We start from the raw sequence: 9,496 nt of genomic DNA on the forward strand, positions 1-9,496 counted from the left end.
GTAGTTGTTAGATTGAAAGCTAACAGATAGTCACATCTTTGTAAATTATTCCGTGAATGCCACTATTTAGCTTTCGAAAAGTTGACGAACTTAGCCCTGACTTGACAAACAAAATTTGTTGTTGACAAACTTAATTTACTGCCATCACTCGGAGCGTATCGGGCAAAGGCACTTACTCCACCGTCACCGACTTCGCCAGATTACGCGGCTTGTCCACATCAGTGCCGCGCGCCAGCGCGGTGTGATAGGCCAGCAGCTGCAGCGCCGCCACGTGCAGGATCGGCGACAGCTCGCCGTAGTGCTCCGGCAGGCGGATCACGTGCAGGCCGTCGCCCGAGGTGATGCGCGAGTCGACGTCGGCGAACACATACAGCTGGCCGCCGCGGGCGCGTACTTCCTGCATGTTCGATTTCAGCTTCTCCAGCAGCGCATCGTTCGGGGCAATCGTGACGACCGGCATTTCTTCGGTCACCAGCGCCAGCGGGCCGTGCTTCAGCTCGCCTGCCGGGTAGGCTTCGGCGTGGATGTACGAGATTTCCTTGAGCTTGAGCGCGCCTTCCAGGGCGATCGGGTAGTGCATGCCGCGGCCCAGGAACAGGGCGTTTTCCTTGCGGGCGAATTCCTCCGCCCAAGCCATGATCTGCGGCTCCAGCGCCAGCACCGAGGACAGCGCGACCGGCAGGTGGCGCATCATCTTGAGGTGCTCGGCTTCTTCCGCCTCGGTCAGGCGGCCGTTCACTTGCGCCAGGGTCAGGGTCAGCAGGAACAGCGCGGCCAGCTGGGTGGTGAAGGCCTTGGTCGAGGCCACGCCCACTTCGACGCCGGCGCGGGTGATGTAGGCCAGCTTGCACTCGCGCACCATCGCGCTGGTCGAGACGTTGCAGATGGTCAGAGTGTGCGGCATGCCGAGGCTGCGCGCGTGCTTCAGCGCGGCCAGGGTGTCGGCCGTCTCGCCGCTTTGCGAGATGGTCACGACCAGGGTCTGCGGGTGCGGCACGCTGTCGCGGTAGCGGTATTCGCTGGCGATCTCGACGTTGACCGGGACCTTGGCGATGCATTCGATCCAGTACTTGGCGGTCAGGCCGGCGTAGTAGCTGGTGCCGCAGGCCAGGATCAGCACGCGGTCGATTTCCTTGAACACGCCGTAGGCGCCGTCGCCGAACAGTTCCGGCATGATGCCGGTCACGCCTTCGAGGGTGTCGCCGATGACGCGCGGCTGCTCGAAGATTTCCTTCTGCATGTAGTGGCGGTACGGGCCCAGCTCGGCCGCGCCGGTGTGGGCGTGCACGGTCTTGACTTCGCGCTCGACCGGGCGGCCTTCGGCATCGACGATCCAGTAGCGGGCCAGCTGCAGGTCGACCACGTCGCCTTCTTCGAGGTAGATGATCTGGTTGGTGGTGCCGGCCAGCGCCATCGCGTCCGAGGCGACGAAATTCTCGTTGTCGCCGACGCCGACGATCAGCGGCGAACCCTGGCGGGCGGCGATTACGCGGTGCGGCTCTTCGCGGCAGAACACGGCGATGGCATAGGCGCCGTGCAGGCGCTTGACGGCTTGCTGGACGGTGTCGAACAGGTCGCCGTTGTACATGTGGTCGACCAGGTGGGCGATGACTTCGGTGTCGGTCTGGCTCTGGAAGACGTAGCCGAGCTTGGTGAGTTCCTGGCGCAGCTCGTCGTGGTTTTCGATGATGCCGTTGTGGACAAGTGCGATGCGCGCATTCTCTTCGGTCGGCGAGAAGTGCGGGTGGGCATTGTGCGAGGCCGGGGCGCCGTGGGTGGCCCAGCGGGTGTGGGCGATGCCGGTGAAGCCATCCAGGCGCGCTTCGCGCACCTGGGTTTCGAGGTCGGCCACGCGCGAGGTGCTGCGCGAGCGGGTCAGGCGGCCATCCAGGTGCACGGCGACGCCGCAGGAGTCATAGCCTCGGTACTCGAGGCGCTTGAGGCCTTCGATCAGGACAGGAGTGATGTTGCGCTGGGCGACTGCACCGACGATACCGCACATGGCTTTACCTCTATTAAAGATTGTTAACGAAAGCTATCGTAGAGCAAGCATCATGAAATAAGCTTTCAGAATCCAGCCATTTTTGTTAGATTATTTCACGACCTAATAAAGATGAAATTTTCTTTCATTTCATCGACAATATTTAAAGAATATTTCATAACGATGGCTGAAGAATACATCTTGGACGACCTTGATCGTCGCATCCTGAATACATTGCAGACTGATGCATCGCATACGAACGCCGAACTGGCGGAACTGGTGCATGTGTCGCCGCCCACTTGTCTACGCCGCGTCAAGCAGCTGGGTGAGGCCGGGGTGATCGAGCGCCAGGTGGCGATCGTGAATCCGGACAAGGTTGGCGCTCGCCTGACCGCCATCGTCGAGATCACGCTCGACGTCCAGGCGGCCGAGCGCATGGACCAGTTCGAGAAGCTAGCGGCGCTGGAAGGCGCGGTGATGCAGTGTTATCGGGTCGCGCCAGGGCCGGATTTCGTGCTGATCGTGCAGGTGCCGGATATGCCGGCCTATCATGCGCTGGCGCATCGGCTGTTCACGTCGCATGCGAATGTGCGGAATGTGAAGGCGTATTTTTCTACGTATCGGAGCAAGTTTGATACGCGGATTGCGGTGTAATCAAGAGCTAGTGGCTGCTCATTGAAACTTGGGTTCCCGCCTTCGCGGGAATGACGGGCTAACGTAATGCCTATTGCCGGGCTGTGGATAACTTTGTGGAAGACCACTTGATAGGGCACAGGATAAGCATGTGATTACCCTGTGTTTTTCTTGTGTTCTTCCTGTGATTACCCTGTCAGTATCCGGTGGATTACTTCTTCACCTTCACTGGGCGCTTCCAGTTTTCCACCGTCATTTGCTTGGGACGTGAGATGGTGAGCTTGCCGGCCGGCGCATCCTTGGTGAGGGTGGTGCCCGCGCCGAGGGTCGCGCCCGCGCCCACGGTGACCGGCGCCACCAGCTGGCTGTCGCTGCCGATGAAGGCGTCGTCTTCGATCACGGTGCGGAACTTGTTGGCGCCGTCGTAATTGCAGGTGATGGTGCCGGCGCCGATATTGACGCGCGAACCCACGGTGGCGTCGCCGACATAGGCCAGGTGGTTGGCCTTCGAATGGGCCGCCACGGTGCTGTTCTTGATCTCGACGAAGTTACCCACATGCACGTCCTCGCCCAGCTGGGTACCCGGACGCAGGCGCGCATACGGGCCGATCTGCGACTTGTCGCCCACCACGGCGTCTTCGAGATGGCAGAACGGCTTGATGTTGGCGCCGGCGCCGACCTTGGTATTGACCAGCACGCAGTTCGGGCCGACCGTCACGCCGTCCGCCAGTTCCACCCGGCCTTCGAACACGCAGCCGACGTCGATCACGACGTCGCGGCCGCACACCAGCTCGCCGCGCACGTCGATGCGGGCCGGATCCATCAGGGTCACGCCTTTTTCCAGCAGGGCAGTGGCGATATTCAATTGGTGACGGCGCTCGAGCTCGGCCAGCTGGACCTTGCTGTTCACGCCCGCCACTTCCCACTCCGCCGACGGCTGGGCGGACACGACCGGCACACCCTCGGCGACGGCCTTGGCGACGATGTCGGTCAGGTAGTACTCGCCCTGGGCATTGTTGTTCGACAGCGATTCCAGCCAATGCTTGAGGCGGCGGGTCGGGATGACCATGATGCCGCTGTTGATCTCGCGGATGGCGCGCTCGGCCTCGCTGGCGTCCTTTTCCTCGACGATGCGCACGATATTGCCGTTCTCGCGCACGATGCGGCCCAGGCCGAAGGGATTGGCCTGCTCGACGGTCAGGATCGCCAGCTTGTCGCTACCGGCGGCCTCGACCAGGCGGCGCAGCGAATCGGCGGTGGTCAGCGGCACGTCGCCGTAGAGCACCAGGGTCGGCACGTTCTCATCGATTTGCGGCACGGCCTGCATCACGGCGTGGCCGGTGCCCAGCTGCGGCTGCTGCAGCGCGGTGTCGATCGCGGCGCCGGTGGATTCTGCCAGCTTGCCCACCATCTCGGGCACCGCTGCGCCCCCGTGGCCGTAAATCACGCATAATTTGCTCGGCTTCAGGCTGCGCGCGGTATCGATGACATGCTGCAACAGCGGCTTCCCAGCCAGTAGGTGCAGAACTTTCGGCAGTGCGGATTGCATGCGCTTTCCCATGCCGGCGGCGAGGATCACTACGTTCATAAGCCGTTCTCAAAAAGTTGAAAATATGAAAAATTTTAGCACGCCAGATTCCTTGTTCCGACGCACGTTTGCCTTGCTTGCGATCGCGCTGATGGCGCTCATGGCTGGCTGCAGCACCATCCGCTTCACCTACAACCAGGGCGATACCTTACTGTACTGGTGGCTGGACGCCTATGTCGACTTCGAAGGGCGACAAACCGACATCGCCAAGCGCGATATCAACAATTTGTTCCAATGGCATCGCCAGACCCAGCTCAAGGATTATGCGGCCTTGCTGGGAACTTTCCAGCGCCAGCTGGCCGGCAATCCGACCCAGGCCGACCTGGTCAACGCCTACCGCGAGCTGCGGGTGCGCGGCGAACGCATGGCGCTGCGCGCCGTTCCCGAAATGACCACGCTGGCCATGTCCATCACGCCCGAGCAGATCGGCAACATCGAGCGCAAGTTCAACAGCAAGAACGAGGAATACCGCCGCAAGTTCATGTCCGGCGATACGGAGAAGCGCCAGAAGGCCCGCTTCAAGAAATCGATGGAACAGTTCGAACTCTGGTTCGGCAATTTCACCGGCGACCAGGAAAAAGCAATGCGCCGCGCCTCGGACGCACGCCCGCTCGACAACCAGGTCTTCCTCGAGGAGCGCCAGTACCGCCAGCGCCGCATCCTGGCCCTGCTGCGCAAGGTACAGCAGGAAAAACTGAACCGCGAGCAGACGTCGGCCCAGATCCAGGCCATGCTGCGCGAGTTCTTCGGCCGCATGGAGTCGCCCGAACGCAAGGCCTTCTACGACGCCTACATCGACCAGACCACCAAATACATCCTCACTGCGATCCGCATGGCCACGCCGGCGCAAAAGGCGCACGCCCAGCAGCGCATGCAGGGCTGGATCCAGGATTTCCAAGCGCTGGCGGCCGGCAAGTAATCCACAGCCTGGGCGAAAAAGAGGGCGGGAGGCCCATGCTATAGTGCCGGCCATGCAGAAAAAGTCCGCCTCTCCCAAGCCCCATGGCGCTCCGCGCATGGCCCAGCACCAGGTCCGCATCATCGGCGGCGCCTGGAAACGCAGTCTCCTCCCCGTGGTCGACGCCCTCGGCCTGCGCCCGACCCCGGACCGGGTGCGCGAAACCGTCTTCAACTGGATCAACCACCAGCTCGGCGGCGACTGGGCGGACGTGAGCGTGCTCGATCCCTTCGCCGGCTCCGGCGCCCTCGGCTTCGAGGCCGCCAGCCGCGGCGCCGCCTCGGTGACCATGATCGACAGCCATGGCCCGGCGGTCCGCCAGCTGGAAGCCAACCGCGACAAGCTCAAGGCCGGCAACATCGGCATCCTGCGCGCCGACGCCCTGGCGGCCCTGCGCGACATGGCCGCCCGCGGCCAGCGCTTCGACGTGATCTTCCTCGACCCGCCCTACCAGCAGGAGCTGCTGGCCAAGTCCCTGCCGCTGTGTGCGGCGCTGCTGAAGGAAGACGGCATGGTGTACGCCGAAGCCGAGGCGATCCTGCCGCTGGAAGAGGGCGGCGAGACGCCCGAATGGCTGCAAGGCTGGGAGCTTGTGCGCGCCGACAAGGCGGGCATGGTCTACTACCACCTGCTCAAGTTGCATAAAAACAAAACCTAAGCCGGAAACCTGCCCAAGAATTGGGCAAAAGCTGCCTCTTGCTGGGGCGGCTGCCGGATTTTCAGGCATAATGCGCCTTCCAATAAGGTGATTTCAGGAGCCGCAATGGTTGTAGCCGTTTATCCAGGTACGTTCGATCCGCTGACCCGCGGTCACGAGGATTTGGTGCGTCGCGCTTCCGGCCTGTTCGACCGCTTGATCGTCGGCGTCGCCGACAGCAAGAACAAGCGTCCGTTCTTTACCCTCGACGAGCGGCTCGAGATTGCCAAGGAAGTGCTGGGCCATTACCCGAATGTGCAGGTCGAGAGTTTCTCCGGCCTGCTCAAGGATTTCGTGCGCGAGCATGATGCGCGCGTGATCGTGCGCGGCCTGCGCGCCGTGTCCGATTTCGAATACGAGTTCCAGATGGCGGGCATGAACCGCTACCTGCTGCCGGATGTCGAAACCATGTTCCTGACCCCGTCCGACCAGTACCAGTTCATCTCGGGCACCATCGTGCGCGAGATCGCGCTGCTGGGCGGCGACGTGTCGAAGTTTGTCTTCCCCTCGGTCGACCGCTGGCTGCAAAAGAAAATCGCCTCCATGGCGGCCGCACCGAAAGCCTGAGCGAGTTTTTAAAATGTCTCTGTTGATTACCGACGACTGCATCAATTGCGACGTGTGCGAGCCCGAGTGCCCGAACGAAGCGATCTCGATGGGCGCGGAGTTCTACCAGATCGATCCGAACAAGTGCACCGAATGCGTCGGCCACTTCGACGAGCCGCAGTGCCAGCAGGTCTGCCCGGTCTCCTGCATTCCGCTGCACCCCGACTGGCGCGAGTCGCGCGAGCAGCTCATGGCCAAGTACGAGCGCCTCACCGCCGCCAAGAATGCGGCCTGACTGCGCGGCCTGATCCGCCTCACCCGGCCGGCTCCCAGTCGCCGGTCTCCTCGTTCTTCCTGTACTTCCTCTTCACCGCCGTTTTCCACGCCAGCAGGTGCGCGCTCTGCTCGCGCGCCTCGCCGCGGTCGGCGTACTGGTCCCAGGCCTCGTTGAATACCTGTTGATAAGTCTCGTGCGCATACTGCGGCAGGCTGGCGCGCACCTTCGGCGGCAGCTCGGAAATCGACCGATAGGGCATGCTATGCTCCTTTCATGGATGCTCCAGACGACGAACTGACAGCCAAGCTTCCGTCTTCCGTGCACGAGAATCTCGGCGCCATCGCCGAGTTTTACGAGCGCAAGAAGGAACAGCTGTCGCCGGCACAGGCATTTTTCGAACGCGTCAGCCTCGTGCTGGGCACGCCGGCCTATGTCGCCGCCAATCTCGTGTTCGCAGTGTGCTGGATCGCCTGGAACCTTGTCGCACCCCATATCGGTTTTCCCCAGATCGACGAGCCTCCCTTCTTCTGGCTCCAGGGCCTGATCGGCCTGAACGCCTTCATCATTTCCACCGCGGTGCTGATACGCCAGAACCGCATGTCCAGGCTCGCCAACCACCACGCCCACCTCGACCTGCAGGTCAGCCTGCTGGCCGACGAAAAAACCAGCAAGATCATCCAGATGCTGGAGGAGCTGCGGCGCGATCTGCCGGGCGTCCAGGACAAGCACGACGGCGAAGCCGACGAACTGGCCCAGCGCACCGATACCAAGGCCGTCATTTCCGTGATCGAAAGGGAAGCGGACGGCCTCAACGGCGAAGACAAATAATTTACTAGTGACCTTTCCAAAAACCGCTTAAGGGGCGGGTACAGGTCTTTGCTGCCGGTCGCCCAGCGTTTCTACCAAAAAGAACATGTATTTTTCTATTCAATGTGAAGTTCGTGATATGGATGACTTCATGAAGCTAAACATCCTTCAAGTATGCTTCATCGTCTATTAACTCTCCGATCTATACATGTTTATATATAGACCTGGTGTATTGCCCTCAACTGGTCCTATTTCCATTCTATTTCTTTCTTTATTCACTCATTGTGACGGTAACTTACATAGCGAAGAGATCGTCTTCCATGTCGCGATATCTACTCTTTGTGATATTTGTTAAATCAAACTACCGTGAAAACCCAGGTAACGAAAAGTCACGAAAGCATGCGACCGCAAGGGTAGCGAATACAGAACGCAAGGGCGTGGCCCAGGCGCTGGAATGCCGGAAAACGGCGGCGTGGCGGGAAAACGGGACGAAAAAAAAGCGCGGTATCCGTTTCCGGACACCGCGCTACACGGAGAAAAGAGTAATCGTTAGTGGCGGCAGGCCATGGCGCGCACTTCGGCGGCGTCGACATCATTCAGACCGCCGGCCTGGTGCCTGGCCGCCAGCGCGTTGCGCTGCGCCTGGCGGGCGGCCAGTTCGGCCTTGCTGCGGCGCGGACGCACGGCCAGGAACAGGGCGCGGCCGATGCCGACCAGCAGCGGACGGAAGAACATCAAGGTGCCACCCAGCAGCGACAGGTACACAGTCGTGCTGAACACCTGGCCGTAAGGCACGGTCGCGGCGGTCTGGAGTAAAGTAGAGGTGGCGGACATGATTCAGATCAATACGGTATGATACGAAATATAGTGCAACGCAACATATAAATCTAATTCCGTTTGTTGATAGCACTTATACTGTTTGTGAATGATTTGATGTACACTTGTGTACACACAACAGTCCTTCCGAATTGCCATGAGCTTCCTGACGCTTGACCTGAATCTGCTGCGCGTGTTCGACGCGGTGATGACCGAGCAAAACCTGACCCGCGCCGCCGGCCACCTGGCGATGACCCAGCCGGCCGTCTCGAATGCGATCAAGCGTTTGCGGGAAAGCCTGGGCGACGAACTCCTGATCCGGACCGCCTATGGCGTCAAGCCGACCCCGCGCGCCGAGGCGCTGTGGCCGGCCGTGCGCCAGGCCCTGGCCGCGCTGGAAGCGGCCGTGATGCCGGAAACCTTCGACGTCTCCAAGGCCCAGGCCACCTTCCGCATGGCGATGGCCGACGCGACCGCCGCCCTGTGGCTGCCGTCGCTGATGCGCTCGATCGAGAGCGAGGCGCCGGGGGTGAACATCCGCATGGTGCCGCTGACCACGCGCGAACCGCGTCCCATGCTGCTGCGCGGCGACATCGACCTGGCGGTGGGATTCTTCCCGGGCGTGGCGGCCCAGCTGTCCTACGAGACCGGTTCACCGATCCGCCACGAGCGCCTTTATTCGGGCGTGTACGTGTGCGTGATGCGCAAGGACCACCCGCTGGCCAAGGAAAAGCTGGACCTCGACACCTATTGCAAGGCCAACCACCTCCTGGTGAGCTTCTCGGGCCGGGCCCATGGCCTGGTCGACGAGGCGCTGGCCCAGATCGGCCGCGAGCGCCGCATCCTGCTGACCGTGAACCAGTTCTTCACGGCGGGACGGGTGGTGGCGAATTCGGACCTGATCACGGTGCTGCCGAAGCATTTGATGGTCTCGACCGGCATGACCGACGCGCTGGTGTGGCGCGAGCTGCCTTTCCAGCTGCCGGCCGTGCACCTGGACATGCTCTGGCACGAGCGCGACGGGCGCAGCCCTGCGCACCGCTGGCTGCGCAAGAACCTGGAAAGCATGGCGGAGAGTGCGGCGCCGAAGACCGGCGCGCGCAAGGTGGTGTGAGGTTTGTAGGGTTGGGGGGGTTTGCGCCGCCGCGGGGGGCGGCCCGGGGGGGGGGCCGGGCCCGGCGGGGGGGGCGCGG

At 61.9% G+C, this 9,496-nt stretch carries 11 protein-coding genes; 7 read left to right on the forward strand and 4 right to left on the reverse strand.

The features are described from left to right. Positions 1 to 172 precede the first annotated feature (172 nt). Positions 173 to 2,002 carry a glutamine--fructose-6-phosphate transaminase (isomerizing) gene (gene glmS, locus KBW98_RS23095; RefSeq protein ID WP_211522515.1) on the reverse strand — a complete coding sequence of 610 codons (1,830 nt, stop codon included), beginning with the start codon at positions 2,000 to 2,002 and terminating at the stop codon, positions 173 to 175. Positions 2,003 to 2,164: 162 nt separating this feature from the next. Between glmS and KBW98_RS23100 the strand changes: the two genes are divergently transcribed. Continuing rightward, positions 2,165 to 2,635, forward strand: coding sequence for an Lrp/AsnC family transcriptional regulator (locus KBW98_RS23100; RefSeq protein WP_211522524.1), 471 nt, complete (start codon positions 2,165 to 2,167; stop codon positions 2,633 to 2,635). Between the two features lie 190 nt (positions 2,636 to 2,825). Here KBW98_RS23100 and glmU read toward each other — a convergent pair whose 3' ends face one another. After that, positions 2,826 to 4,202, reverse strand: a complete 1,377-nt coding sequence (glmU, locus tag KBW98_RS23105; protein ID WP_211522516.1) for a bifunctional UDP-N-acetylglucosamine diphosphorylase/glucosamine-1-phosphate N-acetyltransferase GlmU — start codon at positions 4,200 to 4,202, stop codon at positions 2,826 to 2,828. A 91-nt stretch (positions 4,203 to 4,293) separates the two neighbouring features. Here glmU and KBW98_RS23110 point away from each other — a divergent pair, with 91 nt between their 5' ends. From KBW98_RS23110 to KBW98_RS23125, 4 genes are all read left to right on the forward strand, one after another. Further along, a complete protein-coding gene (locus KBW98_RS23110) occupies positions 4,294 to 5,121 on the forward strand; it encodes a DUF6279 family lipoprotein (RefSeq protein WP_229429379.1) in 828 nt (275 codons plus the stop codon). A gap of 52 nt (positions 5,122 to 5,173) precedes the next feature. Further along, a complete protein-coding gene (gene rsmD, locus KBW98_RS23115; RefSeq protein ID WP_229429380.1) occupies positions 5,174 to 5,818 on the forward strand; it encodes a 16S rRNA (guanine(966)-N(2))-methyltransferase RsmD in 645 nt (214 codons plus the stop codon). A gap of 105 nt (positions 5,819 to 5,923) precedes the next feature. Continuing rightward, complete coding sequence (gene coaD, locus KBW98_RS23120) at positions 5,924 to 6,424, forward strand: pantetheine-phosphate adenylyltransferase (protein WP_211522518.1); 501 nt, start codon at positions 5,924 to 5,926, stop codon at positions 6,422 to 6,424. A gap of 13 nt (positions 6,425 to 6,437) precedes the next feature. Further along, on the forward strand, positions 6,438 to 6,698 hold the full coding sequence (locus KBW98_RS23125; protein WP_211522519.1) for a YfhL family 4Fe-4S dicluster ferredoxin: 261 nt from the start codon (positions 6,438 to 6,440) through the stop codon (positions 6,696 to 6,698). A 19-nt stretch (positions 6,699 to 6,717) separates the two neighbouring features. On the opposite strand, the gene KBW98_RS23130 is transcribed toward KBW98_RS23125, so the two are convergent. Next, positions 6,718 to 6,939 (reverse strand): ChaB family protein, encoded by a 222-nt coding sequence (locus KBW98_RS23130; protein ID WP_211522520.1) that lies wholly within the window; start codon positions 6,937 to 6,939, stop codon positions 6,718 to 6,720. Positions 6,940 to 6,953: 14 nt separating this feature from the next. Here KBW98_RS23130 and KBW98_RS23135 point away from each other — a divergent pair, with 14 nt between their 5' ends. Then, positions 6,954 to 7,508, forward strand: a complete 555-nt coding sequence (locus KBW98_RS23135; RefSeq protein WP_211522521.1) for a DUF1003 domain-containing protein — start codon at positions 6,954 to 6,956, stop codon at positions 7,506 to 7,508. Positions 7,509 to 8,036: 528 nt separating this feature from the next. Here the strand turns inward: KBW98_RS23135 and KBW98_RS23140 are convergent. Then, complete coding sequence (locus tag KBW98_RS23140) at positions 8,037 to 8,321, reverse strand: hypothetical protein (RefSeq protein ID WP_211522522.1); 285 nt, start codon at positions 8,319 to 8,321, stop codon at positions 8,037 to 8,039. A gap of 139 nt (positions 8,322 to 8,460) precedes the next feature. On the opposite strand from KBW98_RS23140, the gene KBW98_RS23145 reads away from it, so the two are divergent. Next, positions 8,461 to 9,417 carry a LysR family transcriptional regulator gene (locus KBW98_RS23145; protein ID WP_211522523.1) on the forward strand — a complete coding sequence of 319 codons (957 nt, stop codon included), beginning with the start codon at positions 8,461 to 8,463 and terminating at the stop codon, positions 9,415 to 9,417. Positions 9,418 to 9,496 lie beyond the last annotated feature (79 nt).

Origin of the sequence: Massilia sp. ST3 (genome assembly GCF_018119405.1) — a bacterium.
In the GTDB taxonomy this organism is placed as follows: domain Bacteria; phylum Pseudomonadota; class Gammaproteobacteria; order Burkholderiales; family Burkholderiaceae_D; genus Telluria.